Origin of the sequence: Candidatus Filomicrobium marinum, assembly GCF_000981545.1 — a bacterium.
Taxonomy (GTDB): domain Bacteria; phylum Pseudomonadota; class Alphaproteobacteria; order Rhizobiales; family Hyphomicrobiaceae; genus Filomicrobium; species Filomicrobium insigne.
This window is the reverse complement of the sequence record NZ_LN829119.1, coordinates 3,056,816-3,083,404: the sequence shown is the minus strand read 5'-3', so window position 1 is coordinate 3,083,404 and position 26,589 is coordinate 3,056,816. Positions and strand designations below refer to the sequence as shown.

The 26,589-nt window shown below is 57.3% G+C and carries 23 protein-coding genes and 1 pseudogene; 8 read left to right on the top strand and 16 right to left on the bottom strand.

Annotated elements, in window-relative coordinates:
* Window positions 1–55 precede the first annotated feature (55 nt).
* The 10 genes and pseudogenes from YBN1229_RS14450 to rpsF form a co-directional block, all read right to left on the bottom strand.
* Window positions 56–655: a CvpA family protein gene (locus tag YBN1229_RS14450; protein WP_046478563.1), complete on the bottom strand. Its 600-nt coding sequence runs from the start codon at window positions 653–655 to the stop codon at window positions 56–58.
* 61 nt (window positions 656–716) lie between these two features.
* Window positions 717–2,093 (bottom strand): DNA repair protein RadA, encoded by a 1,377-nt coding sequence (gene radA, locus YBN1229_RS14445; protein WP_046478564.1) that lies wholly within the window; start codon window positions 2,091–2,093, stop codon window positions 717–719.
* A gap of 6 nt (window positions 2,094–2,099) precedes the next feature.
* Window positions 2,100–3,278, bottom strand: coding sequence for an alanine racemase (gene alr / locus YBN1229_RS14440; protein ID WP_244464918.1), 1,179 nt, complete (start codon window positions 3,276–3,278; stop codon window positions 2,100–2,102).
* Entirely contained in the window at window positions 3,275–4,795 is a 1,521-nt protein-coding gene (locus YBN1229_RS14435) for a replicative DNA helicase (RefSeq protein ID WP_076605327.1), read from the bottom strand. Before YBN1229_RS14435 ends, alr begins: the two co-directional genes overlap by 4 nt.
* Window positions 4,796–4,897: 102 nt before the next feature.
* Window positions 4,898–4,993 (bottom strand): annotated as a pseudogene (locus YBN1229_RS18740) (IS5/IS1182 family transposase); the annotation flags it as partial.
* A 140-nt stretch (window positions 4,994–5,133) separates the two neighbouring features.
* Window positions 5,134–5,556: a VOC family protein gene (locus tag YBN1229_RS14430; RefSeq protein WP_046480414.1), complete on the bottom strand. Its 423-nt coding sequence runs from the start codon at window positions 5,554–5,556 to the stop codon at window positions 5,134–5,136.
* A 349-nt stretch (window positions 5,557–5,905) separates the two neighbouring features.
* The gene (rplI, locus tag YBN1229_RS14425; RefSeq protein ID WP_046478566.1) at window positions 5,906–6,493 is read right to left on the bottom strand and encodes a 50S ribosomal protein L9; all 588 of its coding nucleotides are present in this window, start codon (window positions 6,491–6,493) and stop codon (window positions 5,906–5,908) included.
* A gap of 63 nt (window positions 6,494–6,556) precedes the next feature.
* Window positions 6,557–7,582: a DUF2232 domain-containing protein gene (locus YBN1229_RS14420; protein ID WP_052743962.1), complete on the bottom strand. Its 1,026-nt coding sequence runs from the start codon at window positions 7,580–7,582 to the stop codon at window positions 6,557–6,559.
* A gap of 132 nt (window positions 7,583–7,714) precedes the next feature.
* Window positions 7,715–7,954, bottom strand: a complete 240-nt coding sequence (gene rpsR, locus YBN1229_RS14415) for a 30S ribosomal protein S18 (RefSeq protein WP_046478567.1) — start codon at window positions 7,952–7,954, stop codon at window positions 7,715–7,717.
* A gap of 3 nt (window positions 7,955–7,957) precedes the next feature.
* Window positions 7,958–8,452 (bottom strand): 30S ribosomal protein S6, encoded by a 495-nt coding sequence (rpsF, locus tag YBN1229_RS14410; RefSeq protein WP_046478568.1) that lies wholly within the window; start codon window positions 8,450–8,452, stop codon window positions 7,958–7,960.
* 419 nt (window positions 8,453–8,871) lie between these two features.
* Between rpsF and fabD the strand changes: the two genes are divergently transcribed.
* The 7 genes from fabD to gmk all read left to right on the top strand — a co-directional run bounded on the left by fabD (window position 8,872) and on the right by gmk (window position 16,009).
* Window positions 8,872–9,819: an ACP S-malonyltransferase gene (fabD, locus tag YBN1229_RS14405; RefSeq protein WP_046478569.1), complete on the top strand. Its 948-nt coding sequence runs from the start codon at window positions 8,872–8,874 to the stop codon at window positions 9,817–9,819.
* 57 nt (window positions 9,820–9,876) lie between these two features.
* On the top strand, window positions 9,877–10,620 hold the full coding sequence (gene fabG / locus YBN1229_RS14400; RefSeq protein ID WP_046478570.1) for a 3-oxoacyl-[acyl-carrier-protein] reductase: 744 nt from the start codon (window positions 9,877–9,879) through the stop codon (window positions 10,618–10,620).
* A gap of 333 nt (window positions 10,621–10,953) precedes the next feature.
* Window positions 10,954–11,196 carry an acyl carrier protein gene (locus tag YBN1229_RS14395; protein WP_046478571.1) on the top strand — a complete coding sequence of 81 codons (243 nt, stop codon included), beginning with the start codon at window positions 10,954–10,956 and terminating at the stop codon, window positions 11,194–11,196.
* A gap of 236 nt (window positions 11,197–11,432) precedes the next feature.
* Window positions 11,433–12,695: a beta-ketoacyl-ACP synthase II gene (fabF, locus tag YBN1229_RS14390; RefSeq protein ID WP_046478572.1), complete on the top strand. Its 1,263-nt coding sequence runs from the start codon at window positions 11,433–11,435 to the stop codon at window positions 12,693–12,695.
* Between the two features lie 267 nt (window positions 12,696–12,962).
* Window positions 12,963–14,276, top strand: coding sequence for an endolytic transglycosylase MltG (gene mltG, locus YBN1229_RS14385; RefSeq protein WP_046478573.1), 1,314 nt, complete (start codon window positions 12,963–12,965; stop codon window positions 14,274–14,276).
* A gap of 178 nt (window positions 14,277–14,454) precedes the next feature.
* Window positions 14,455–15,342: a YicC/YloC family endoribonuclease gene (locus YBN1229_RS14380; protein WP_046478574.1), complete on the top strand. Its 888-nt coding sequence runs from the start codon at window positions 14,455–14,457 to the stop codon at window positions 15,340–15,342.
* Complete coding sequence (gene gmk, locus YBN1229_RS14375) at window positions 15,335–16,009, top strand: guanylate kinase (protein WP_046478575.1); 675 nt, start codon at window positions 15,335–15,337, stop codon at window positions 16,007–16,009. Before YBN1229_RS14380 ends, gmk begins: the two co-directional genes overlap by 8 nt.
* A gap of 34 nt (window positions 16,010–16,043) precedes the next feature.
* On the opposite strand, the gene rsmA is transcribed toward gmk, so the two are convergent.
* The 6 genes from rsmA to lptF form a co-directional block, all read right to left on the bottom strand.
* Window positions 16,044–16,922: a 16S rRNA (adenine(1518)-N(6)/adenine(1519)-N(6))-dimethyltransferase RsmA gene (gene rsmA / locus YBN1229_RS14370; RefSeq protein WP_046478576.1), complete on the bottom strand. Its 879-nt coding sequence runs from the start codon at window positions 16,920–16,922 to the stop codon at window positions 16,044–16,046.
* Window positions 16,923–16,960: 38 nt separating this feature from the next.
* Window positions 16,961–18,058 (bottom strand): 4-hydroxythreonine-4-phosphate dehydrogenase PdxA, encoded by a 1,098-nt coding sequence (gene pdxA / locus YBN1229_RS14365; RefSeq protein WP_280136712.1) that lies wholly within the window; start codon window positions 18,056–18,058, stop codon window positions 16,961–16,963.
* Window positions 18,059–19,201: a SurA N-terminal domain-containing protein gene (locus YBN1229_RS14360; RefSeq protein ID WP_160298716.1), complete on the bottom strand. Its 1,143-nt coding sequence runs from the start codon at window positions 19,199–19,201 to the stop codon at window positions 18,059–18,061.
* A 363-nt stretch (window positions 19,202–19,564) separates the two neighbouring features.
* Window positions 19,565–22,108: an LPS-assembly protein LptD gene (locus tag YBN1229_RS14350; protein WP_082101152.1), complete on the bottom strand. Its 2,544-nt coding sequence runs from the start codon at window positions 22,106–22,108 to the stop codon at window positions 19,565–19,567.
* A gap of 3 nt (window positions 22,109–22,111) precedes the next feature.
* Window positions 22,112–23,209, bottom strand: coding sequence for an LPS export ABC transporter permease LptG (gene lptG / locus YBN1229_RS14345; RefSeq protein WP_244464919.1), 1,098 nt, complete (start codon window positions 23,207–23,209; stop codon window positions 22,112–22,114).
* 5 nt (window positions 23,210–23,214) lie between these two features.
* Entirely contained in the window at window positions 23,215–24,447 is a 1,233-nt protein-coding gene (gene lptF / locus YBN1229_RS14340) for an LPS export ABC transporter permease LptF (protein WP_046478580.1), read from the bottom strand.
* Between the two features lie 431 nt (window positions 24,448–24,878).
* Between lptF and YBN1229_RS14335 the strand changes: the two genes are divergently transcribed.
* Entirely contained in the window at window positions 24,879–26,414 is a 1,536-nt protein-coding gene (locus YBN1229_RS14335; RefSeq protein WP_046478581.1) for a leucyl aminopeptidase, read from the top strand.
* Window positions 26,415–26,589: the final 175 nt, after the last annotated feature.

The window sequence follows — 26,589 nt, the reverse complement described above, 5'->3', positions numbered from 1 at the left end:
CTGTGTACTTTTCCAGTTCTTTTTTGCACTGCAACAGGCCCCTTGGCCGGCGCACCTAGCCTTTTTGCGCTTCGTCGCCCCGAATTTCGATGGAACTGTCTTGCTGGTGCGACGCTTCGTCTTGCTTATTCGTTGCGCGATCTATGACCGGTACAACATAGGCAACGAGCATCGACTGGAGAGCTTCCCCAGTTGAGAGCAAGTAGGGTCGGGTGATTGACTTGGCGAGCCAGTCCGGGTGCTGCTCTTCTTTTGGGTAGAAGTGCAGTGCCAGCATGAACGGGATCACTACCAGGATAAAGCCCCGTACGAGGCCGAATACGAAGCCAAGAATCCGGTCAATCATGCCGACTTGGCTATCGAGAATGGAGTCGGAAATGCGTGCGGTAACCAGATGGACCACGATCAGCACGATCAGGAACAGCAGAACGCCAATAACGGCTTGTGCGATGATGAGCTGAGCGCCCATCTGCTCGGCTACTTCCGTTGCGAATTGGCGGTGATTCAGGATGAAGTAGAGAACGGCAACGGCCGCGATGATCCACGACAGGATGGCCAGAAGTTCGCGCGTGAGTCCGCGATAAAGGGCGAGCAGCCCCGATATAAAGGCGATCGCGATTACCCCGGCATCGAGGTACGTCAAAGGCCCGATCATTCTTGCTTCTCTCCACTGGGCCTAGAACTCCGGCCCACGTGCCGCTTAACCCTGTTTAGTCTCAGTCGCACGCCGTAACCCTTTCCGCAAGCATCTTGAGGTGCGAGAGCCGGCTCAAGTCCAGAGAAATGCCGGTCGCTTCGATTTCACCCAAGGCCGGGATGACCGCACTAGAAAATCCCAATTTTTGAGATTCTTTGAGACGTCCTGCGGTGTTGGCGGCGGCTCGGACGGCGCCTGACAGCGATATTTCACCGAAATAGACGGTTTCAGGTGGTAGGGGTTTGCCGGAAAATGACGATAGCAGCGCGGCTGCGGCAGCAAGGTCGGCGGCGGGTTCTGTGATTTTAAGGCCTCCGGCGACGTTCAGATAAACGTCGTTTTGCGCAAACGAGACACCGCACCGTGCGTCCAGAACGGCGAGCAGCATCGACAACCTGTTGCTGTCCCAGCCGACAACGGCGCGGCGCGGGGTTCCCAGCGCCGAGGGCGCGACGAGTGCTTGTATCTCGACCAGCAGGGGTCTTGTGCCTTCTATCCCGGCAAAGACTGCTGTGCCGGGCGCGCTGGCGTCACGGTCACCGAGGAACAATTCCGACGGGTTCTTGACCTGACGGAGGCCTTCGCCAGCCATTTCAAAGACGCCAATTTCGTCGGTCGGGCCGAAGCGATTCTTGACCGCACGCAGAATGCGGAACGGGTGGCCGCTCTCACCTTCGAAGTACAACACGGTATCGACCATGTGTTCGATCACTTTGGGGCCTGCGATTTGGCCTTCCTTTGTGACGTGACCGACGAGGAGTAGTGTGGCGCCGTGGCGCTTGGCGTGACGAATAAGGGATTGGGTTGCCGCGCGGACTTGGCTGACGGTCCCGGGCGCTGCTTCGAGCGTGTCCGACCAGAGCGTCTGGATCGAATCGATGACGATCAGTTGCGCGGAAGGTTCTGCATCCAACGTCGCCAGGATCGTCGAAAGGTGAGTTTCCGCCGCTAGTCCGACCGGGGCTTCGGCGAGTCCGAGGCGTTCTGCGCGGAGCCGGACCTGATCGATAGCTTCTTCGCCAGAGAAATACAGGCTGCGTCCACCGCGTTGCGCGATGGCTGAGGCGAGCTGTAACAGAAGCGTCGATTTTCCGATGCCGGGCTCGCCGCCAATGAGCAATGCCGAGCCGGGAACCAAGCCTCCACCGGTCACGCGGTCGAGTTCCTCTAAGCCCGTGGGGATTCGCGGGGTCCGCTTGGAAGAGCCCTTGAGCGACTCTAGGGTGATCGCCCGGCCTTTGCTTGCTTTGGTCAAACCGCTGCCGGGTGGGGGCCCGGTATCAGTTTCCTCAACAAGCGTATTCCATTCCTCGCATGACGCGCATTTGCCCGCCCAGCGCGGGGCGGTCGCGCCGCAGTTCTGGCAAACGAAGACGGTTTTGGCGGCACGTGCCATGGCTGCTTAGATGTCTCCGTCACGCTCGAGGTAGACCCGATGGAACCGGCGGCCGAGACGCGTGAGGGTCTCGTAGCCGATTGTGCCTGCTGCGGCCCCCATCTCTTCAAGGGTGATGGTCGGGCCCAGGATTTCTGCCCAGTCGCCGCGGACGACTGACGGATCGTTAAATGCGGTGACGTCTGTGGTTATGAGGTCCATCGAAACACGGCCCACTACGGGCGCGCGTTTGCCTGAGAAGGCGACGAAGCCCCCAGTTTCGCCGGCAGCGGCGCTGAGGTGACGGAAAAAGCCGTCGGCATATCCAGCAGCGATCACTGCGATGCGGCGTGGCTGTTCGGCGCTGTAGCTCGCTGAGTAGCCAACGGTGGCTCCCGGAGCGAGGTCGCGGACCTGAAGAACACGCGCGAAGGATTGGACAACCGGTTTGACTGGCGCCGGCCTGCCTTTCGAGGCTTGGCCGCCGTACAGGGCGTAGCCTGGACGCACCAAGTCAAAATGGAAGTTTGGCCCGAGCATGATGCCGTCAGAAGCGGCGAGGCTTGTGGCGGCGTTGGGCAGCAGCGGACGAAGTTGGCGCATGACGTCGTGCTGCTTCGCGTTTTTGGGATGGTCGGGCTCATCAGCACAGGCCAAGTGACTCATCACGAGGCGGATATCGAGTCGGCCAAGCAGATGCGTGTCTCCGGCGAGCGCTCGAATGTCAGGCTCGCTCATCCCAAGCCGATTGAGCCCGGTATCTATATGCAACGCACAGGGCGCAGGGGATCCGCGCTGGACGCCCTCTTGGCCCCACTCCTTGATTTCAGCCAGACTTGAGAGGACCGGCCAGGCGTTGATCTGCGTATAAGCTTCGGATGCGCCCGGTGTGATGCCATCGAGAACGAGGATGTTCCCTTGGGGGGCGAGCGTCCGTGCCTGACGCGCTTCGGCCAAAGTCGCGACAAAAAACACGCGGCAGCCGGCGGCGGCGAGGGCTGGGATTACGCGATCTGCTCCCAATCCGTATGCATCTGCTTTCACAACAGCCGCGCACTGCGCTGGCGCTACGTAATCACGCAGGGCCTGCCAGTTGGCAGCGAGTTGGTCCAGATCGATTGCAAGGATGCCGGGGGCCTCGGGAGGCGCTGCGGCGAAAAACGCATTACTGTTTGAGGGCATTAGATCGGGCCAGAGTCGCGTCAATCCGTCTTTCCTGCCAATGGGTGATGGCGATCGAGATTGTCAAAGCGCGTGAATTCACCGGTGAATTGCAGCCGTACCGTGCCCGTGGGACCATGTCGTTGCTTGCCGATGATCACTTCGCCAATTCCTTGTACAGCCTCTAACTCGGTTTGCCACTTGAGATGAGCTTCGACATCGCTGACGGACGGTTCACTCCGTTGGACATAGTATTCTTCTCGGAAGACAAATAACACCACGTCGGCGTCCTGTTCGATCGAGCCCGATTCGCGAAGGTCGGAAAGTTGCGGGCGTTTGTCTTCGCGGGTTTCGACCTGACGCGAGAGCTGCGACAGGGCGATGATTGGTACTTCCAACTCTTTTGCGAGCGCTTTAAGGCCGGTTGTAATTTCCGTGACCTCCTGCACACGGCCTGCGGCAGCTTTGGCGGCGGAGCCAGAGAGCAGCTGGATATAGTCGACGATCAACAGATCGAGGCCGTGTTGACGCTTCAGTTTTCTCGCTCGTGAGGACAACTGCGCAATTGAGATGCCGCCGGTCTGGTCGATGAACAGCGGGGCTTGCGATAGCGCTTGCGACGCCTGGATCAGCCGCTTCATCTCTTCCTCGTCGATCTGCCCGCGGCGAATCTTGTTGGAAGGGATTTCAGCCTGTTCGGACAGAATACGAGAGGCCAGCTGTTCCGCCGACATTTCCAGCGAGAAAAAACCCACTACGGCGTCCTCTACGGGCGCATTGGGATTGGTTTGCAGGCGATGTAAGCGCTTTGCGCTCGCGACGTTCGTCGCGATATTGGTGGCGAGCGCTGTTTTGCCCATAGACGGCCGGCCGGCGAGCACGATGAGATCGGAGGGCTGGAGGCCGCCCATCATGGCGTCGAGATCGATAAGGCCAGAGGGCAAGCCGGACAGCCGATCGCCGCGCATCCGCGCAGAGTTGGCCATATCGACGGCTTGGGTGAGCGCGGTCGAAAAATTCAGAAAACCCTGGCCGTATTTTGATGGTTCGGCCAATTCGTAGAGGCGGCCCTCGGCCTCTTCGATCTGCTTAGTCGGTGTCTGATCGACGGAGCTATCGAAAGCGACATTGACCATATCCTCGCCGATGAGAATCAGCTGTCGGCGGATGGCGAGATCATAAACGGTGCGTGCGTAGTCGTGCGCATTGATTACGGTGGTGGCATTGGCTGCTAACCGTACGAGGTATTGGGGAACCGTCAAATCAACGTCGATCGGCTCAAGGTTTTCAAAGAACGTCTTGAGCGTAATCGGGGTGGCTTCTTTCCCCGCATGGATCAGCTTCGACATTGTCTCAAAGATCTGCGCATGGAGGGGATCGTAGAAATGCGCAGGTTCCAGAAAGCCCGAGACACGGTCTAGCGCTTCCTTATTGATGAGAATCGCACCGAGCAGGGCTTGCTCAGCTTCAATGTTGTGGGGCGCTTGGCGAAAGTGCACAGGTTCCTCGGAACCGGCAGCGGCGCGGAGTTTGTCAGTCGGGAGGAGGGCTGTCTGTGTCATGCCCCTTGAGTATTCGACTCGTCCCCGTGGCGTCCTTCGCGAATCGTAGGAGCGGTTGGCGTCAACAGCGGCTTATCCAAGATATGCACAGAGCTGCTGAAGCTAGATGACCGTTGCGGCGATGTAGACCGCCGACAAAAACAATTCGCCGCATCGGTCATAACGCGTTGCGACACGACGCCAGTCCTTTAGCCGGGCGACCAGGTTTTTTGACGCTATGCCGTTTTGGTACAACTTGACATCATGGTTCGCAGGATGCCTTCGACCTCGCCGTGCTGTAAAGCCAATGCAGCCCTTGACCTTCTGACAAAAAAGTCAGGGCGCATGTTTCGGTGGCATCAGTCCGACGGCAGCATCTGCGGATTCCAGACTACTTCCCACAGGTGTCCATCAGGATCAGTAAAGTAGCCTGCGTAACCGCCATAGAAGGTATCCTGTGGTGCTTTGATAATCTCTGCCCCTGCACGCTGGGCCTTGCGCATGATGTCATCAACATCCTCGCGGCACAGAACATTGTGCCCGATGCTGCCAGCGGTGGTGCAAATCGGATGCTTGGGCAATCCGGTGTCATATGCAAGGTCATCTTGTGCCCAGATGGCGAGTTTCAGACCACCCGAGAGATTGAAGAATGCGACCGCGCCATGCTCGAATTCGCGCCCAATGACGCCCTCAGTCGGCAGACCAAGCCCATCACGATAAAAGGAAAGCGAGTTTTCGAGATTGGAGACGCCAAGCGTGAGAACGGAAATACGTGGTTTCATGTCCATGCCCATTCTATCGGCGTCCGCACCATGCGTACGCCTTGATAGTCTTGGGCCGTCACCTTGATGACAGAAGGACCCGCCAAGCGGGGGCCGGGCCAACCTTCCCGAACCTAACCTGTTTTAGACGTGATAACGATAAGGACAGGACCGCTCCCGCGTCAACACACACTCGTACGCAACGCGGTTGGCGCTATGATTTCAGTGAACGTCCTTGTTGGGGGAACCTAACGATATAGTGGAAGTCTGTTTAATAGGTCCTGACCTTAGATCATTACTCTGAATCAAAACGAGCTCCGACTAAGTCGGAGCTCGTTCTTTTCTGCACAGTCTTGGAGCGCGCCAAGGGCTATTCGCGGGCTTCTTCGGAAGATTCTTCTGCGTCATAGCTTCCACCGTGCTCTTCGGCGTCAGGGTCGAACGTCTCAAGTTCAATTGCTTCGTCCTTGATGACGGTGACGTCTTCACCCTGAGCCTGGCGCTCAGCTTCGTCCTGTGTTCTGGCAACGTTGATCATCACCTGCACAGAAACTTCCGGGTGCAAGGAAATCGTCACGTCATGAAGGCCGAGTTCCTTGATGGGACGTTCGAGAACGACCTGACGGCGCGCGATGGTGAAACCACCTTCAGTGATGACGTCTGAGATGTCGCGCGGAGAGACCGAGCCATAAAGCTGGCCGGTGTCGCCGGCTTGGCGGATCGCGATGAAAGACTGGCCGGCGAGCTTTTCGCCGATGGCTTCAGCTTCTTTCTTTTGCTCAAGGTTGTTTGCTTCGAGCTGAACGCGCTGGGCTTCGAACTGTGCCAGGTTTTCCTTGTTGGCGCGTAGCGCCATCTTCTGCGGCAGCAGGTAGTTGCGGGCGTATCCATCACGAACCGATACGACGTCGCCCATCTGACCGAGATGTCCAATGCGCTGTAAAAGAATGACTTCCATTTTCTACTCCTTCGAATCTGCCGGGTAGGCAATCGCTTGATGTGCTTGCAGGTTTTTTATGCGTCAGGTTGGAGGTCCGCCGTTCGGGCCCGGTGGTTTTTTCGGGGGGGAGGGCGGCCTCAAAAAGTCTCGCCGTATCGGTGAGAAAGGTTCGAGCAGTGCCATCACGACAAGGATCAATGAGAATCCCGTGTTGAGCACGAGGAAGGCGAAATACACCGACCATAGGATCAGTGGACGCCACGCATTTCCGCGCGTGATGTAGTGGAGGATCGCCAATCCAAGGAGGATATAGGCGAAGTAAATCGCGCCGGCTGCTGCGGAGGAAAAAAGGCCCAGCATTCCAGGCGCGTAGGCGGCTCCAATGACCGATATGGCCAGGAGGAGAGGTATTCCAGAAGGATATGTGATCGTCGCCAAGTCTGGCCAGGGGCGGCGTAAGCGGCCGGTGGCGAGCGTGATGCGCCCCGCGAGCCAGAGATTGAACAATAGCGTTCCCATGATCGACATCACGGTAATTGCGGGCAGCAATTTGAGGCTGATATCGGTGATGGTATCGAGCTCGGCATCCGATATGGCGCTCTTAACCGTGCCTTGATCGGGCATGCCCTGTTCAACGACACGCTGAATGAACTCTCTGAGTGCGCGTTTTAGGCTGTCCACGTCCTGGCCCAAGAGCATCAACATGCCCACCGACAGCACAATCGCGATCAAGGCTGTCCAGACGATGAGCCGACCGACAGGATACCATTCGAGAGCTTGCGGCTGGTTCGGTGCTGGTTCTGGGACTGAGGGGCCTGCAGAGCGGGCAAGCTGGGAGAGGTAGCTGAGTATCCCAGCGGGGGCCAACTGCGATGCGGCAAAGACAATGCCGATTACCGGAGACGTAAAGACTGCGAGAGCTATGCCCCCGACTAATCCCGCGACCGATGCAGCAACCCAGCTCACGCTCAGGCCAGCAAGATAAACCGGCAGCGGAGTAAGAAGGAAAAGCACGAACTGGATCAACGGCGAGCCGGTCGTTGCGGACGCGAACGTCACTGCCGAAATCAGTCCGGCGCCAATGCCAGAGAGGAGAATCAGTTGCACAGCTTAGCTGTCCCGCGGTTAAAACGCGGTTAGAGGCGGCTGTACATCTTGGATGACCGCCGCCCCAACCCGTAGCTTTAAATTCGCAGGCTTAGCGCCTGCAGGTGTTTATCGGCTAATAAGCCGACTGACTTACTTGATCACGTAGGGCAGAAGGCCCAGAAAGCGAGCGCGTTTGATGGCTCTGGCCAGTTCGCGCTGTTTCTTTGCCGAGACAGCGGTAATGCGGCTCGGAACGATTTTGCCGCGCTCAGAGACGTAACGGCCGAGGAGACGGACGTCCTTATAGTCAATCTTTGGAGCGCTTTCGCCGGAAAACGGGCACGTCTTGCGGCGACGGTGGAACGGGCGGCGAGGTCCTGCTGCAGCCATTTCTTATTCCTCCGAGCCAGAGTTTGCTTGTTCATCGCGAGGGGGGCGCGGGCCGCGCGGGCCGCCTGGACGATCGCCGCGCGGTGGGCGATCACCCCGATCACCGCCACGGAAGCCGCCGCCTTCGCCACGTGGGCCGCGGAAGCCACCGCGGCCACCGCGTGAATCGTCGCGGTCAGACTTGCGCATCATCACGGATGGCTCGGTTTCATGCTCTTCGACGCGGATGGTCATGAAGCGGATGATGTCGGTCGATAGCCCCATGCGGCGCTCCATCTCAGCGACCACGTCATGGGGAGCTTCGATGTTGAGCAGCGTGTAATGCGCTTTGCGGCTCTTTTTGATCTTGTAGGCGAGGGCTTTGAGGCCCCAATACTCCGACTTGGCGATCTTTCCACCGCCTTCAGTGATGATGTCGGAGAATTCTTTTGTGAGTTGCTCGACCTGGGCGTTTGATACGTCCTGGCGCGCAAGAAAAATATGCTCGTATAGCGGCATACCGCTTCTGGCCCTTCTGTTTCTATGTTGTCAGTCCCGGCGCAAAGCCCCTTGCAGGCCCTGGCCGCTCGTTTGCGAGCGTGAAAGGCCCACCAGAGAAACCCACGAGAGCGGAGACACTGGGAAACAGGCAAATACCTCACGCCAAATACTCGGCGTTCCCATTCAGCCTCCAGCCGGAGCTGGTAGAGGGGCGGTTTATACATGGGTTTGGAGAAACATCAACTAATTTGCTTTGCAGCCCAGCGGACCTTTCGTCTTTATGAGGCGGGCGGGGGTGTCGGCGTTAGAGGCAGGTGTGAAGGAACCCGCGGGCGGCTGCAGCTTGACAGATCACGACTGCGCATGCCTTAAGCGCGGCCGGATATTAAACATTTCACAGGGCCGTGATGGCCCCAGCCCGAAGGAAGCTCGTTATTGTGACGGTTGCATTCGTATTTCCCGGCCAGGGCAGCCAAGACGTTGGAATGGGACGAGAACTTGCCGAAAACTTTAAATCGGCGGCGGAAGTTTTTGCTGAGGTGGACGAGGCACTTGGCGAGAAGCTCTCTCAGGTCATCTTTGAGGGCCCGAAGGAAACACTGACGCTTACTCAAAACGCCCAGCCTGCCCTTATGGCTGTGTCTATGGCTGTCATGCGGGTGTTGGAGAAGGACTTCGGCCTGAATCTGCGTGATAAGGTTCGCTATGTAGCAGGGCATTCTCTCGGTGAATACAGTGCCTTAGCCGCTGCTGGCTCCTTCAGTTTGGCGGATACGGCGCGTTTGTTGCGTCTTAGGGGGCTCGCTATGCAGGCGGCTGTTCCCGTTGGCCAGGGCGCCATGGCCGCTCTTCTCGGTGTTGGGCTCGATGTTGCGCAGACCGTTGCGGCGGAGGCTGCGCAAGGTGATGTTTGCCAAGTGGCAAACGACAATGAGCCTATGCAAGTCGTTCTGTCGGGCCACAAAAGTGCGATCGACAGGGTTGCGGAGATCGGTAAGAAGCACGGCGTGCGTCGTGCAGTGCCGTTGCCGGTTTCGGCTCCGTTCCATTGTGAAATGATGCAACCCGCAGCAGATGCGATGGCCGAAGCGCTGGCGCAAGTCGACATCAAGCCTCCGATGGTGCCTTTGATTGCCAATGTGCTTGCCGGCCCAGTCAATGAGCCTGCAGATATCCGCAATCTACTTGTCGAACAGGTCACCGGCACGGTTCGGTGGCGCGAGACTGTTACCTACATGGCAGAAAATGGAATCACCGAAGTCTACGAGATCGGTGCCGGCAAAGTGCTGGCGGGGCTCTGTGGACGTATCGACAAGTCGATTAAGGCTATGAGCGTCAGTGCTCCTGCCGATATTGAGGCGGTGCGGACTGCCCTTGGATTGTAAGGATTGGTCGCTTCGTGTACGCGCTGCGAGACTTCGAAAAAGGACGATTAGGACGTGATGTTTGATCTTACCGGCAAGACTGCCCTTGTGACGGGAGCAACAGGTGGAATCGGTGGGGCTATCGCCCGCGCGTTTCACGAAGCTGGAGCCGTGGTGGGGATATCCGGGCGACAGAAAGATAAACTTGAGGCTTTAGCGGCGGAACTCGGTGATCGCGTTCATGTTCTTCCTTGCGATCTCGCGGATCGCGTGAGTGTTGCCAAATTGGTTGACGACGCGATCGCAGCGATGGGGCGGCTCGATATTCTTGTCAACAACGCAGGGTTGACGCGAGACAATCTCTTCATGGTCATGAAAGATGAGCAGTGGGATGACGTCATCGCGGTCAATCTGACGTCGACATTCATGCTGATGCGTGCCGGGGCACGTCATATGATGCGCAACAAAACCGGGTATGGGCGGATCATCAATATCTCGTCCGTATCGGGTGTGTTTGGTAACCCGGGACAGGGAAACTATGCGGCTTCAAAGGCCGGCGTCATTGGTATGACGAAGTCAATGGCTCGCGAGGTTGCATCGCGCGGTATTACGGCTAACTGTATTGCGCCAGGGTTTATCAAGACGGCGATGACAGATGTGCTGAACGAAAAACAGACTGAAGAAATCGCCAAGATGATCCCAGCGCAGCGATTCGGTGAGCCAAGTGATATAGCCGCGGCAGCGCTCTATCTCGCGAGCAACGCGGGCGGTTACGTGACGGGACAGACGTTGCATGTCAATGGAGGCATGGCGATGCCCTAAACCGCTACCGTGCACTGCAGCGAATTTTGTCGCGATTTTTAAGGGTTGCGATCATCGAATTCGCAATTAGAAATGGCCTGCCGTCGTCGACTTTGTGTCGCTGGCCAATACAGGGGAAGTGTGATACCGAGCCGTCGCTTGGCGGTTTGACAGATGGGCTGAGACCGTGTTGGTCGCGAGGGATTTTTGGAAGGTCTGAAGATCCAGACGACCGCGTGTGAACGGGTTGCGCTCTGCAGGGCGGTCGTACCGAGGATAGCAATGTCCCAGCCCAAAGTACGAATTCCGGGCTACAAAGCCTAATGATGAGCTAATAGGACAAGAGGATTTAAGATGAGCGATGTCGCAGAGCGCGTAAAGAAGATCGTCGTGGAGCATCTGGGCGTGGAAGCCGACAAGGTGACCGAGAACGCCAGCTTTATCGACGACTTGGGCGCTGACAGTCTGGATACCGTCGAACTGGTCATGGCCTTCGAGGAAGAATTCGGCTGCGAGATCCCTGATGATGCCGCAGAGCACATTCTGACGGTCGGCGATGCCGTTAAATTCCTGGAAAAGAACGCAAGCGCAGCCTGAGACGGCGCGATTGGGTTTTTTCGGTCGGATTTTATAGCGGGGTGGGGTGCGCCGCTCGTGTGCGAGGTTCCCCGCCCGTTAAGCTTACAAGGCCGTCCACAAGGCGCCTGTGCCACGCTCTATTCGCTTTAAGCGGGTGGGTATATTCATTCATAGGTATTTGCGTGGGCACCGGCATCGGTCTATTTGTCTGCCGGTTTTAGCGGCAGATTTTACGACAATCGGGTTATTCGAATATGCGCCGCGTTGTCATTACAGGACTCGGTTTAGTCACGCCGCTCGGCTGTGGTGTGGAGGCGTCCTGGTCGCGTTTGCTTCAGGGGAAGAACGGCGCACGCCGTATCGAGGAATTCGAAGTTTCGGACATTTCCTCGCAGATTGCTTGCTTCGTTCCCAGAGGTCCCACGGAAGATGGTCTGTTTAATCCAGACGATTGGATGGAGCCAAAAGAGCAGCGCAAGGTAGACGATTTTATCGTCTATGCTATGGCGGCTGCCGATCAGGCGTTGGCCGATTCTGGATATAAGGCGGATACCAAAGAAAAGCAGGAGCAATCCGGCGTTCTTATTGGTTCAGGTATCGGCGGGCTATCCGGGATCGCGGATACGTCGATCCTGCTCAAGGAAAAGGGGCCGCGGCGCGTTAGCCCATTCTTCATTCCCGGTCGTTTGATCAACCTGGCATCCGGCTATGTGTCGATCAGACATCAATTGAAGGGCCCCAATCACGCAGTCGTCACGGCTTGCTCGACGGGTGCGCACGCAATCGGTGACGCGGCCCGCCTGATCGCGCTGGGCGATGCTGAGGTCATGGTTGCTGGAGGCACGGAAAGCCCGATCTGTCGCATTGCGATGGCCGGATTCGCGGCCTGCAGGGCGCTTTCGACCCAGTATAACGATACGCCTCAAAAAGCTTCGCGGCCCTATGATAAGGATCGCGACGGGTTCGTGATGGGTGAAGGTGCCGGGATCGTTGTGCTCGAAACGCTAGAACATGCGCAGGCGCGCGGAGCACACATCTACGCCGAAGTCATTGGTTACGGCATGTCGGGGGATGCCTATCACATCACGGCACCGGCTGAAGACGGAGATGGCGCGTATCGGTGCATGAAGGCGGCTTTGAAGAAGTCAGGGCTGGCTGCGTCGGATATCGACTATGTGAACGCGCATGGTACATCGACACCTATGGGCGATGAGATCGAACTTGGTGCGGTGGAGCGGTTATTTGGCAATACGGCCGCTAAGCTAACGATGTCGTCGACAAAGTCTGCCATCGGGCATTTGCTCGGGGCTGCGGGTGCTGTCGAGGCGATCTTCTCGACGCTTGCCATTCGTGACAACGTCGCGCCGCCTACGCTGAACCTTGATAATCCATCGGTTGAGACTGCGATTGATCTCGCGGCGCATGAGGCCAAGAAGATCGAAATCAATACAGTTTTGTCCAACTCCTTCGGGTTTGGCGGTACCAATGCTTCTCTGATCCTGCGCCGAGTCGCGTAACTGCGTCTTCGCGCAGGTCAGCGTGTCGTCGTTGTCGGCAAGGATGTAACAGGTCCTGGACACTGTTTGCGTCTTGGTGCGTTTGTTCGACGTTTTGCCATATTTGACGCTAGGTTCCTCGCAACAATCTTTTCGCAGATTGGCAGGTTTCGCTCCTGTGATGCGTAAAGAGTGATATTTCGTTGGCGTATGTTCGGGGCCGACCAGCCTGACCAGGATACCGCTCGTAGAGATTTTCCGGGTCCTTTAGAAGGAGGGTAGCGTTTGATGAGCATGCGTCGCCTGGAACCGGAATTGCCCTCTAGCGGCCGATCAATCAGACCTCGCAGTCCTGCTGAAATGCTGGAACCTTCACGAGCTCCCGAGCGTCCACGTGGACGTAAACATCGCCGCGGCCGCAGTTCATTGAGCGGATTTGTGCGTGTGATCAGTGGTGTCTTGACCACCATCCTTGTCGTGATGGTGGTTTTGGTCGGCGCCATGTTTCTGCTTAATCATCAGTTTGAAAGCCCTGGTCCGCTCGAGGTGTCGCGTACGATCGTGATTCCGAGAGGTGAGGGACGTATCGAGATTGCCACCCGCCTGGAGCGCGAAGGGATCATCGCCAACCGTTGGACCTTTATTATCAACCACCTCGTACGCAACGTGCTGAATGGCGAGCGGTTAGATCTGAAGGCCGGCGAGTTTGAGATTGAGAAGGCGGCAAGCATGCGCGCTGTTCTTTCCGAACTTTCGGAAGGACGGGCGATTGAATACAAGCTTACGATCCCAGAGGGGCTGACCAGTCAGCAGATCGTTGAGCGGATCAGGGCAGATACGAACCTAACCGGTGAGATCACCGCTATTCCTGCTGAAGGATCGCTGCTGCCGGATACGTATGCTTATTCGCGCGGAATGGATCGCCAAGCGTTGGTTGATCGCATGCGCGCGGAGCAACGTCGGGTTCTCATGGAAGCATGGGAAACAAGGCAGGCTGATCTGCCGATTTCTTCACCTGAAGAGGCTGTCATTCTCGCGTCGATTATCGAAAAGGAGACTGGCGAGCCAGATGAGCGCGATCGTGTGGCCGCAGTGTTTGTCAATCGCTTGCGGAAACGGATGCGGCTCCAGTCAGATCCGACAATTATCTATGGTATTGTCGGTGGTCAGGGTAGCTTGGGGCGACCGATTTATCGCTCTGATATCAAAGAAAAAACAGCCTACAACACGTATCATATTTCTGGATTGCCACCGACGCCGATATGCAATCCAGGGCGCGATGCAATTAAAGCGGCGCTGAATCCATCAAATTCAAAAGACCTTTATTTTGTCGCTGATGGCACTGGCGGGCATACGTTCTCCGAGACTCTGCAAGAGCATAACGAGGCTGTCTCAGACTGGCGGAAGATTGAGCGTGAGGCCCGCGCGAAGGCGAAGGCTGCTGCCGCTGAGAAGGGTGCTAATAGCTCGGATTCTGCTGAGGCATCGGATCAGGCCGATGCGAATGTTGCCGCGCAAGCTGCTGCGGCTGAACCCGGCACCGCCGCTGTGACGTTGCCGGTTGCAGGCGCGGTTCCTATTCCGGTGCGCAAGCCGCGGTGAGGCGCAGCGTCCCGAATTGGTGCGCATACGTATTATTTGTCATGTAAAAGTTTTTGTACGGCGGGGCGTGAGCTTGTTGCAGCGGTTGGAAGCGGATAAGTTCCCGCCGGGTTTAGCCGTTTTTTAGGGCGGTGCCTGTCTTGATCGTCAATCCTCAATAACCAGGCTCTAATTTCTCATGACCCTGAACAGTATGACCGGGTTCGCCCGGGCCGATGGCAGTAACGGCAACTCTTCCTGGTTCTGGGAAGTACGCAGTGTTAACGGCCGTGGGCTCGATTTGCGTATTCGTCTGGCGCCGGGGCTGGAAGTGCTTGAGCCTAAGGTTAGGGAAGCGATCTCTAAACTTCTCACCAGGGGCAACGTGTCGGCAACACTGACGATGCAGCGACCGACTAGTGACATTGAGGTGAGGCTCAATGAAGAAGTCGCGGCGCAGGTTATCAGGGCCTCCCGGCGCATGCAGGAATTGGTCGGCGGTGACATGCCTGATGTGGCTAACCTTATGAGCATAAAAGGTGTTCTTGAGGTCGGCGAGGTCGCAGTTGATGAAGAAGAGGTTGCGGCCCGCACAGCGGCAGTGTTTGCGACGCTGGGTGAGGCTTTGACGCAAGTGGCGCAAGCTCGCGGAGACGAGGGGGCTCGTCTTGCTCAAGTTATTTCTCAGCAGCTCGATGAGATCGAAGCGCTTGTCGATCAAGTTGAGCGTTCACCGTCGCGAAAGGTGGACGTGGTCAAGCAGCGACTTACGGAACTGGTCGCGCGTCTTGTCGAGACGGGGCAAGCATTAGATCCAGTGCGATTGCATCAGGAAGCGGTTATTCTGGCGACGCGGTCGGATGTAGAAGAGGAGCTGAAGCGCTTGCGCTCGCATGTGGCGGCTGCGCGAGATCTTTTGCGAAGTGGCGGTGTCATTGGTCGTAAGCTGGATTTCCTGGCTCAGGAATTCAATCGGGAAGCCAACACGTTGTGTTCGAAATCAAACGACGAAGGCATCACTCAAGCAGGGCTTGCCTTGAAAGTGCTCGTCGATCAGATGCGCGAGCAGGTGCAAAACATTGAGTGAGGGACCTGCGCAAACCGGTGACGCATCACTTGGACGGCGTGGCCTGCTGTTGGTGTTGTCCTCACCCTCAGGCGCCGGCAAGACAACGCTTTCGCGACGGCTGCTTGACGTCGAAGGCTCGCAGCTTTCGATGTCGATTTCAGTGACGACGCGGCCTCCTCGGCCTGGCGAGGTTGACGGACAAGACTATTGGTTTGTCAGCGAGAGCACGTTCACGGAGATGCGCGAGGGCGGCCGGCTGCTCGAATGGGCTCAGGTGTTCGGCAATCTCTACGGCACGCCTCGTGATAGCGTCGAGGCCATGCTGCGAACGGGGCACGATGTTCTCTTTGACATCGATTGGCAGGGTGCGCGCCAGCTCGCGGAAAAAATCGCCGAGGATGTTGTGCGCGTGTTTGTCCTGCCACCGACGGCAGCTGCGCTTGCGGAGCGTTTGGAGCGACGCAATCAGGATAGTGCTAGCGTTGTGGCCCAGCGCATGGCTCAGGCGGCTGATGAGATCAGTCACTGGGATGAATACGACTATGTGATCGTTAATTTCGACGTTGAGGAAAGCCTCGCAGAACTGCGTGCGATTCTATTAGCCGAGCGTGCACGCCGGCAGCGCTTGAAGGGGCTTCCTGATTTTGTAGCGAAGCTGCACAAGGATCTTGGCAAAGCCGTGTGAATAGATGCGGTTTAGACGGCGCGTGCGAGGCGTGTCAGCGCGGGGGGCCCGCGCCGGCATCAAAGGCCGCAGCGAGCTCGGCAAATTGTGCGACGGTCAATGCTTCAGCGCGTAGTTCGGGCGATATTCCGGTCTTGTGCAGGAGCAACTCCGGCATGGGTGTCAGTGTCTTCAGGCTTTGACGTAACATCTTACGGCGTTGTCCGAAGGCTGCGGCTGTGACGCGGGCCAGCGTTTGTGGGGAGCAGGAGGGAGTGGGGTTCTGCCGAGGTTCGAAGAAGACGACTGATGATGACACCTTGGGAGGCGGGGTGAAGGCTTCCGGCTTGAGGTTGAGTACGATACGGGGGCGCGTACGCCATTGCGCAATGACGGCAAGGCGGCCATAGGCCTTGGTGCCCGGTTCTGCAACGATGCGCTCCGCGACCTCTTTCTGAAACATCAAGGCCATGCGCTTGTACCAAGGTGGCCAAGGTTCTGCTTCGAGCCAGTTCGTTAGAAGCGCAGTTGCTACTCCGTAGGGAAGATTGGCAACGATGATTGTCTCGTCAGTATTAGTGTCTTCAAGAAGTTTTTGCCAGTTGACTTTGAGCGCATCCCCCTCATGCACGGCAAGACGGCCGGGATATCTGTCGGCGATTTCGGCAAGGGCTGCGAGGCAGCGATGGTCACGCTCAACGGCGACGACGCGGTGGGCTCCTTCCATCAGGAGGCCGCGGGTCAATCCGCCCGGACCGGGGCCGACCTCCACGACGGTACAATTTTCAAGCGGGGCAGCGGCGCGGGCAATTCTCCGCGTCAAGTTCAGGTCCAGAATGAAGTTCTGACCCAGACTTTTCTTTGCGATGAGGCGGTGTTTTTCGATGACATCGCGCAGCGGTGGCAGGTTATCGCTTTGGGCCGCTGCGTTCATTGATGTGCGTGGGGACGATGCTCTTGCGGATTTTTCGCTCACCGGTGAGGTCCCGCGGCTTCAAGCGAACGCTGAGCCAAGAACGCGTTTTCAGCGGACTTCATTGTGGTCGCCATGTGGATTGCTGCTATCAGGCTTTCGGGTGAAGCGCGGCCTTGGCCGGCGATATCGAATGCGGTTCCGTGGTCGGGAGATGTGCGGATGAAGGGTAGGCCAAGCGTTACGTTGACGCCGCGATCGAAGGCCAAGGTTTTGATGGGGATCAAGGCTTGGTCGTGATACATCGCGACGGCAACATCATAGGTCTTCCGAGCTGCTTCGTGAAACATTGTGTCGGCGGGGGCTGGACCAGTCGCGTTGATGCCCAGTGCGCGTAGGGTGTGGATGGCAGGCTTAATTGTCGATTGTTCTTCTGTGCCGATGCTTCCGGATTCTCCGGCGTGTGGATTGAGACCGGCAAGACGGATGCGGGGTGAATCTATCTCAAAGTAGCGTTCCAGGGCTTCCGCTGTGATCCTGACCGTTTCGACAATGAGTTCCTGGGTCAATTCCTGAGGGACGTTCGACAGCGGGATGTGAATTGTAACGGGTACGACGCGCAACTCATCACAAGCTAGCATCATGACAGGATGTGTTTTGCTTCCGGGTTTCGCGCAGTCGGCGAGATAAGCGAGAAATTCAGTGTGGCCCGGATAGCTGAAACCTGAGGCATACAGCACGGATTTTGCGATCGGATTGGTTACGACCGCGGCCGCGGAACCGGCAAAGACAGCGGCGGTCGCTGCCTCGATAGATGTGATGACGGCTTGAGCGTTTTCAGGATCAGGGTCGCCGGGCGCAGCTGGTTTTGCGAGACTTATTGGAATGACTGGCAAGCCGCGTTCAAAGCTGTCCGTTGCCGCACGAGGATCTGCAACCGTTATGCATTTTGTGATGAGCCCGATGTCTCTCGCACGGGCCTCAAGCATGGCGGGATCCGCATAGATCGCGAATGGAGGTAAAGCGCGCTTGGATCGTTGCTCATAAGCGAGCAATGTGATCTCCGGGCCTATCCCGGCAGGATCTCCCATCGTGAGTACGGGAGGAGCCGGTGATGCGGGTCCACTATGATTTGTTTGCGACGGTGCGTTGATCACCTAGCGATACTCGATGTGCGCGTCCTGACGCAGGTCCTTCAGGTGACGCTCAGCGAGCACGTTGAATTCCTGCTGCCGCAATTCTTTTACAGCTTCGTCGCGCTGGGTTTCCTTTGCTTCCACTACCTTGCGGCCGCATAGCACCCAAAGCTCGATCCCTTCCGACCCAACTGTGGCGGGGAGCATTTCCCCATCACTCGCGTTGAGTAGCAGCGTCCGCGTCGGTTCAGCGATGGTTGAAGCGGCCCGTGGGCCAATATTATCGAAACGTGTCGCGCCTTCGGATTTTGCGAGCGTGCCCGTCATGGAGCAGCCTTTGAAATTCTGGCGTAGCGCGCTGGCTTCGCGCAGACGCCGTGCCACGACGGCTTGATCGACCTTGTCCGGCACGATGAGCACAATGCGTTGAAGGTTCAGTTCGGTCTGGTCTTCAGCCTGAACCTGGGAAACGGCGCGGTCCAGGTCGCGGTCCGTAATTGCGATCTGATGTCCAAACTGGCGGCGCACGACGTTTTGCCAGGACATCATGGCCTGAAATCTCGTGCGCATCGTATAAACATCGGTACCCATTTTCTTCATATGGGCCTCGAATTGCTTTTCATTCATTTTATTGCGTTCAGCCAAGCCGGCGATGATTTTATTGACCTCGTCATCTTCAGCCAGAACATTGAGCCGTTTGGCTTCTTGGAGCTTTAGACGTTCCTCGATCAATTCTTCGAGGGCTTTTTTGCGTAGCCCAGGCAGAACGCTTGCACGCGCGCTAGAGACGGCCTGTTCTTGTAAACCTTTGGCAAAGTCCTTTTTCTTCTGTTCGAAGATGGCCAGGATCTCTTCGCGAGACTTGCCCTGATTTGCTTTGATCGTGGTGTCCAGGATAGCCTTGAGCTTCGTGTTCGTGCTCTCAGCTTTGACAAGTTTTTTGAAATTTGCTTGCGCGCGTTCTTGTAGGCCGCCGACATTCATGGCCAGAAGCTTTTGGCGCAATTCGATTTCGTAATTCGTAATAGGTTCGTCGTTGACCAGAACGGCGATGCCTTGTGTGCGACTAGCGGTGACGTGTACCAGCGCAGCTCCGTGAGCCTTGGCCATGGCGCCAGATGCGCGCGCCAAAGCGGCGGGATCGGCGCTGACTGTGGAGGTCAAGGCAGCCCAGCTTCCGAGGGCGATCACGCTGCAAAGAGCCGAGCGGACTAAGCGCGGGCAGAAGAGACGGGATCGGGGCATCGCAATTGGCCTTGTTTTAAGCTCTCGAAGTAAGGGCGCAGCCCTATTCTGTCCGTTGGCTGTCATCCCGCAGATTGTTGAAGACTAACCATCAACCTCGGCGAGGGCATGGCGAAAGATCTGCAGCAAATAGCATTATGCGCTTGAACGGCCAAGGGTTGCCATCAGTCAGCTGTGGAGCTGTGCCTGAGTTTCCCCGCCATCATAGCCCGGGACGCAAACCCCAAGCTCATGAGAGCTTATGCAAGCTAAGGTGCTGCCGACGCATACGAGATGCAACCGTTATTGCGGCGAATGCGGCGGCTGCTGATCGCCCATGACGTAGTCGAGCGCGTCGGTCTTATACTGGAAGTCGCCAAGATGCTTGAGTTCGAAGCGCAGGAATAGTGTGCGATCGGTGTCGATGTCGCGCAGAGGATCGTTGTAGAAGTTTTCGGCGTAGGTTGCGGTCAGTACGAAGCACTCGTCGGCATAGCGCAGCTGAATTGCGTCGCTCAGCACGAAATCATCATCAATGTCATAGCGAATGCGCCCGCGAACGCTCCAATTTTCCGTAAGTTGCACACCCAGCGAGCCAGAAATGTCTTGCTGGTCGTCGTCGCTGTAGCCGCCGCTAAGAGGATAGTTACTCAGGTTGGCTGTGTCCGGCGCATATGTGTAGGTGGCGTCGCCAAAGAACGGCCCAAACCTGGCAAGAAGCGCAGCGTCCTGACGACGTAACGCTAAGTTATTGTCGTCAAAGCGGCTTTGAGAGATCAAACGGAACGCATCCGTTGGTGCCAAGTATAGCCCGACCACATAATCCGACTCGCGGGTCTCAAGGCCGCTATTCGGATTGAACACGGGGTTGCGCTCGCTAGGCGGTGCGTTTGGATCGACGTATCCAGGGTTGGCGAAGGGGTTGTCGCCTGCGAGTTGAAAGCTTTGACCTGCGAGAAGCCGAGCATATCCCCCAGTATTAGCCTGGAACGTATACTGGACGCCGACGTTGGCGCGCGTACCGGTTTCGACACGGTCATAGCCGGAGAACTTGTCGAAGAGGAATAGGGTGGTGTCGTCGAACACCAAGCTCTTGGCATCTTCATCAGGCAACTCGCGCTGCGGCACGCTGGCTGTGCGCGCGATGATCTGACCGATCGGCTCGACGGTGTGGGTTGCGTTGAAACCGCTGGCGATCCAGGGGTACGACACGGTGGCGCCCGCAGCGGCAACGCCGCGCGCGATTGATTCATCGGCTACCGCCTCACCAGTTATCGGATCAATGTAGTTGTTGATCTGGTAGAGATCGCCGCGCAGGTTGGCGAATGGCGTGTAGGTGATGCCGAGGTTGTCGATTAGCTTACGACGCCATGTCACTTCCGAAATGGCACGCGTCATGTCCTGCGAGCTTGTGCCGTCGACATGATAGTCGCCGCGCGAGAAGCTGAGGAAGTTGCTAGCGACTTTGAGTTCACCGCCAAGGATCGGGTCGGCGAAGACATAGTTGTGGTCGATGATCGGGTGAACGCGGCTTTCCGACTGAGGCGTGTCCTCAAAGGTCAAGCCACCGAAGTGGTACAAGTTCACACCGAAATAGTTGCGGTCTGACTGACCTTCCATGAACACGCGGTTCACGCGATCGGTCAGCAGGATGCTGTCGAGTTGATAGAAGCGCCGGAAGGAGTCGTCGCTTTCCAGAGTGATATCCCAGCCGCCGCGCCACCAGCTTGATAGCGAGAACAGGCCTTTTGTTTCGAGACTGCCGCGGAATCCATCGAGATCTTCGCACCTGCCCCGGTCGGCGCGGATCGAGTCGGGAAGATCGCCGCAGTTCTGATCGATCGCTGCGAACTTGATATTGTACTGACCGTTCGCCAACCGATGGCGGAAATCACCCTGCCAGAGCACACCCTGCTTGGTCATGTACCGAGGATGGAATGTGAAATCATAGTTCGGCGCCAGGGCGAAATAGTACGGAACCGAGGTCATGAAGCCCAGGTCGGAAGAAGTTCCGTAAGTTGGCATCAGGAAGCCTGAGCGGCGCTTTACCGAAGGATCGGCGTGCTGGAAGTAGGGCAGATAGAAGATCGGTTGGCCAAAGATCTCAAACTGAGCATCCTGGTATGTGATGGTTGCCGCTTGCTGATCATGAATGATCGTTTGGGCGGAGATACACCAAAGCGGCGGCGAGCCTCCGTCTGTCCGACACGGCGTGAATTTGGCTTCGTTGAATTCTGTGATGTTGCCTTCGCGGCGTGTCGCGCGTGCAGCAGCGATGCGCGTGTCGTCTTTTGCGACGACGCTGAGCGACTGCACAAAGCCATCGCGGAAATCATCGGTTAGCGTGTAGCGGTCGGCACGGATTATGTTGCCATTAGGTTCTTTGAGCACAACATTGCCAACCGCTGTTAGCGTGTTTGCGCTCTGATCGTAGGCAACTTCGTCGGCCGTTAAGATGTAGTTGTTATAGTAGATCTCGACGTTGCCGCGGGCGATGACCGTGTTGCCCGAATTGTCATAAACCAACTGGTCGCCCTGGAGATACAAAGGCTGGGAGCGATCAATTTTGGTCGATGGCATGAGGCTGGATGAATTACCGAACGTCGGTGCCGGTGCCGCGTGTTTCTTGAAGCCATCGCTCTGAGCGGCGGCTTCGTGGCTGAACGACAGGCAAGCGAACGCCGTCGCGGCCGCTAGAGCCACAGCACATGCCGATAGTCGGTTACGGATGGGCGCAACGAATGCCGAGGGAATCGCCGAGCGAGCAGGACCGCGGAAAAGCCGCCGGTCTGCCTTCTCTGCGCGCCCCCTGCCGCAAACGCTTTGCGGTTTCCGCGCTCGACGCATCACTCAGCCGTCCTCCTGGTGCAAGAGCACCGTCAACGAAACCAAGATCACCAAAACAACCGGCAACCAAACTGCCGCCCAAGGCGGCACTAACCCCGCGGCGCCGATTTGTCGTGAAACTTCAGCAAGCAAGAAGAAACCCAATCCCCCTACCATTCCGGTGACGACCATAGTCTGGATGCCGCCTGATCGGAATGACCGCAACGACACAGTCGCCGCCAAAAGCACCATCGCAAAGCACAAGAGTGGCCTTGACAGGAGGAGTTCGTACTGAATGCGCAGGGTTGTGGCTGAAAGTTTTGCTTTTTCAGCGACTTCGATGAGGCCAGGGAGCTCCCAGAAGGAGACGGAAATAGCCGTTCCGAGAGCGTCCTGAACGCGATCCGGTGTAAGGTATGTGGACACCATGTAGAAATCGTATTTTTGCGGCTCTCTCCCGACGCCGGAGACCCACGCATCGCGAAGCTCCCAGTACCCTTCTTTGAGATCAGCGCGGGCTGCATCGATGCGTTCGACGAAGCCGCCATCATTGTCGTAGACGAACACGATGACGCCGGTCAGCGTAAGCCCCTGATTTGAGGCCCGGACGGCATTGATCACGGATTGTCCGTCAATGCCGTTCTGACGAAGCCATGATTCACCCGATTTGGCTCTTAAGAGATTGACGTCTCTTCCAAAAGCGTCCGCGAAAATCGCTTCCGCCTTTTCGCGCGCTGCGGCTGCCAACGGATTGTAGAGGGTCGTTGCAAAGACGCCCAACGTGACAGCCACGATGAAACCAGGCAGCAGGAATTGCCAGACCGACATGCCGCCGGCGCGCATCACAGCGAGTTCGCTTTTGCGGCTCAGTTGCAGGAGGGCGGCGATGGATCCCGTCATGATTGCAAACGGTAATAGGAACTCGGTGTACGCCGGCAATCGGAGAAGCGCCATCCATGCCAACAGCCAAGCGGGAACGCTGCCGTATTTTCCCGCTTGGCGAAGCAACTCGACAAAGTCGATCATGAAGATGAGTGCGCTACACAACAAAAAGGTGCCGAGGATGGTCGTCAGGAACCAGCGTCCGACGTACCAGTTGAGTGTGGCGGTTCCGATCCCCACGATGATCAACGGCTCCTAGATGTTGCGGGGCCTGGGCCTGCCGGCTGCGGTCGTGCCAAGCGGAGGCGGCCCAGCAAGCTCGTGATGACAGTGCCAATAGCGGTGGTCACCACGTCTCGTAGGCTCTCCAGGCGAGAAGGTCCAGCGCGTGGGCGGGCGTTGTGCACGACAAGAGCGAGCGCGGCAATACAAGCGAGGATTGGAAGCGCGTAGAGCAGCGGGATGAAGACGGGATTTAGCGCTACGAGATTGTTGACTGCGAGGCCGCCCATACGGACGCCGGTGGCAGCAACAAAACCTAGGATTACGCCCTCAGTGCGGTTCTGTCGTGTTGATTTCGCCTGACCTACGGCAGCCAAGGCTATGAGTACGAAGGCGATGGGATATAGCGGGTTCGCGAAGCGCTCGTGCAACTCTGCGCGGAAGAGGCCTGGTTGGGCGTGGTAGGTTTTATCGTCGGGCGCTGGATTGAGAAGCTCGTCCAGATAGCGCTCGCGCGGCTTATAATCGACGTGAGAAGGCTCGTTCTCGTCGAGCGCAGCGAGATTGATGGCGTATTTTTGAAATTCGATGATCTGAGCTGCGTCGCTATCTTCAGCCCGTCGCAGAATGTGGCCGTCCGTCATGACGAGGAACGCACCCGACTCCTGTTTCACGATCTGACCGACTTCGGCGAGATATGCCTGAGATAGCTTCTTGTCGCGCGTATCGTTGATGATCAGGCCACGCAAATCGCCGTTCGGGGTGCGTTCGCGGATATGGAACGTCAGGCCTTTTTCGGCGGTAGAAAAGCGTCCAGGTTGAATAACTTGTGTTAGCAGATCGGTGCGGACCTGGATGATGTATTCACGCAGCAGCCGGAGGCTCCACGGCATGCCGATGTGATTGACGAACCCGACCGCCATCGTAACTAGCAACGCGAGAGCGATGAGGGGCCTCGCAGTTGTCCACACAGTAGCGCCGGAGGCCGTCAGCACGATCAACTCACTGTCGCCGTTCAGCCGGTTCAGTGTGTGCATGACAGCGATCAGCATCGCGAACGGTGCGATGATTGCCAGCAGGTTGGGCAAGGCCAGCGTCGTCATTTTCAGCAATAACCAGCCGTCCTGGCCTTGCGAGGTGACGACGTTCAACTGCTTGAGCGCCAATGCGATCCAGACGATGCCGCCCAACGACAGCAGAATCAGCAGCAACGCGCCCGCAGCTTGCCGAAATACGTATTTGGAGATGATTGACATCTATGTTTTGGCTTTAGCTGTGGCGTCAGGGTAGAGCAGTTCCGTGATCCTGCTTATGAGAGACTCTATGCTATCAACGGGAAGCTGGTTCGCTCTCATAGCACGGTGGCGGAAATTCGGCTGGTGGTCCGTGCGCTGTTGAATGTGTGCTCATAAGTGTCCTCGCCGGGCTTATTTCAGCCGGAAAGCGGCCGAAATTGCTGAGAATCTAGGTTAATATCACTTGGCGGGCGGCTAGCGGCTTGATCGAGCCGTGCGGGTGACTAATCTGCGGCTATTCTAATCCCTTCGGAGCCCAATCGACGCTTGGCGTGGCGCACGCCTCACCGGCCCAATACGGATCTCGCGTAAGTGACCATGTATCTGGACCGCAAGCCCCAGCGTCTTCTTCTGAAGCTGCAAATTCGTCAAACCCTGAATGGAGCCAGCTAATGCCCGCCAAAAAGGCACCCGCGTTCGAGATTACGTTTGCGCCCTTGAAAGCCGACCGCGAGAACGTCACCTGCTTCCTGGTCGCCCGTGATCTTGTTTTCTCAGAGGTCGGACGTGAGGCAAACGAAGACGCATCTGGCGGTCTGGAAAAAGCGGCTAAGGCGGCAGCTTTCTCAGGAAAAGCCAAAACGACGGTGGAAGTGCTTGCGCCTCACGGACTTAAAGAGACGCGGGTCATTTTGCTCGGTGTTGGTGATCCGGCCGATGCCCGTGAAGATGACTGGGTGCTACTGGGGGGAACTGCAGCTGGGCAGATCCTGTCGCGTAAAGCCAAGTCAGCAAGCATCGTTGCACAACTCGACGCCGATGAGCCCAGCGCCGTCGATTTGGCTGCGAACCTCGCATTCGGTGCTCAGTTGCGCCACTACAACTTCCGCAAATATCAGTCCAAAGCAACGAAGGAAGACGAGGGCGAGGACGCTCAGGCCAACGGGTTGGAAAAACTCGTCATTCATTGTGCTGAGCCCAAGAAGGCGGAGAAGGCATTTGCTCGCCTAAAGGGAATTGCGGAGGGTGTGCATCTCGCGCGGGATCTCGTCAATGAACCAGCCAATGAGCTTGGCCCGGTTGAGTTTGCCGATCGCGCGCAGGCTCTTGAGGATGTGGGCGTTAAAGTCGAAGTGCTCGACGTTGACGATCTCAAAAAGCTGAAAATGGGCGCGCTGCTCGGCGTCGCTCAGGGCAGCGAGCGTCCGGCTCGGGTTGTCGTGATGCGTTGGCAGGGCGGCAAGAAGGATGCTCCACCCGTGGCGTTCATCGGAAAGGGCGTTGTCTTCGATACGGGCGGTATCTCCATCAAACCCGCTCAGGGCATGGAAGACATGAAGGGCGACATGGGCGGGGCGGCTTGCGTCGTTGGCCTGATGTACGCCTTGGGTGCGCGCAAAGCCAAGGTGAACGCCGTCGGTATTATCGGCTGCGTGGAGAATATGCCGTCGGGCACCGCTCAGCGTCCGGGCGACATCGTGCGCTCGATGTCCGGTCAGACCATCGAGGTGTTGAACACGGACGCCGAAGGCCGGCTCGTGCTGGCTGATGTCCTCTGGTATGCGCAGGAGCGCTTCAAGCCAAAGCTCTTGATTGATCTTGCAACGCTGACTGGCGCCATCATGATCGCGCTGGGTAAGGAATATGCGGGGCTCTATTCCAACAATGATGCGTTGGCGGACAACCTGCTCAAAGCGTCCAAGGAGACGGGTGAGAAGATCTGGCGGATGCCCTTGGATAAGGCTTACGACAAGCTCATCGACTCTAAAAACGCGGATGTGAAGAACCTGGGCGGTCGCTGGGCGGGGGCATGCACCGCAGCACAGTTCATTCAGCGCTTTGTCAAAGACAAGGACACGCCTTGGGCGCACATCGACCTCGCGGGCACGGCGATGGATTCTTCGCGCAATGCGATCAACCAGAGCTGGGCATCCGGTTGGGGTGTGCGTCTGCTCGATCGGTTTGTCGCCAATGAGCATGAGGGCTAAGGCCTCAATCTGATCGTTCGCTGGCGGGAGGGGTTTCACCGTCCGCCAGCAACTTTTTAACGCACTGTTAAGCTGCGTTCATATTTTACAATTTTCCATAATATATATTATGCGAATGAGCTTCGAGGTTGCCCGACAATAGCGGTTTTTCGTGCGTAAGGGGATTTCTCTCCTC

Bases quoted from the DNA above. Each gene is read 5' to 3' on its own strand.
- YBN1229_RS14430 (WP_046480414.1), bottom strand. From the start codon at position 5,556: ATGAAACCACGTATTTCCGTTCTCACGCTTGGCGTCTCCAATCTCGAA.
- YBN1229_RS14350 (WP_082101152.1), bottom strand. From the start codon at position 22,108: ATGCGTCGAGCGCGGAAACCGCAAAGCGTTTGCGGCAGGGGGCGCGCA.
- fabG (WP_046478570.1), top strand. From the start codon at position 9,877: ATGTTTGATCTTACCGGCAAGACTGCCCTTGTGACGGGAGCAACAGGT.
- rpsR (WP_046478567.1), bottom strand. From the start codon at position 7,954: ATGGCTGCAGCAGGACCTCGCCGCCCGTTCCACCGTCGCCGCAAGACG.
- rsmA (WP_046478576.1), bottom strand. From the start codon at position 16,922: ATGAACGCAGCGGCCCAAAGCGATAACCTGCCACCGCTGCGCGATGTC.
- rplI (WP_046478566.1), bottom strand. From the start codon at position 6,493: ATGGAAGTCATTCTTTTACAGCGCATTGGACATCTCGGTCAGATGGGC.
- YBN1229_RS14395 (WP_046478571.1), top strand. From the start codon at position 10,954: ATGAGCGATGTCGCAGAGCGCGTAAAGAAGATCGTCGTGGAGCATCTG.
- rpsF (WP_046478568.1), bottom strand. From the start codon at position 8,452: ATGCCGCTATACGAGCATATTTTTCTTGCGCGCCAGGACGTATCAAAC.
- YBN1229_RS14450 (WP_046478563.1), bottom strand. From the start codon at position 655: ATGATCGGGCCTTTGACGTACCTCGATGCCGGGGTAATCGCGATCGCC.
- mltG (WP_046478573.1), top strand. From the start codon at position 12,963: ATGAGCATGCGTCGCCTGGAACCGGAATTGCCCTCTAGCGGCCGATCA.
- fabF (WP_046478572.1), top strand. From the start codon at position 11,433: ATGCGCCGCGTTGTCATTACAGGACTCGGTTTAGTCACGCCGCTCGGC.
- YBN1229_RS14435 (WP_076605327.1), bottom strand. From the start codon at position 4,795: ATGACACAGACAGCCCTCCTCCCGACTGACAAACTCCGCGCCGCTGCC.
- YBN1229_RS14380 (WP_046478574.1), top strand. From the start codon at position 14,455: ATGACCCTGAACAGTATGACCGGGTTCGCCCGGGCCGATGGCAGTAAC.
- YBN1229_RS14335 (WP_046478581.1), top strand. From the start codon at position 24,879: ATGCCCGCCAAAAAGGCACCCGCGTTCGAGATTACGTTTGCGCCCTTG.
- lptF (WP_046478580.1), bottom strand. From the start codon at position 24,447: ATGTCAATCATCTCCAAATACGTATTTCGGCAAGCTGCGGGCGCGTTG.
- radA (WP_046478564.1), bottom strand. From the start codon at position 2,093: ATGGCACGTGCCGCCAAAACCGTCTTCGTTTGCCAGAACTGCGGCGCG.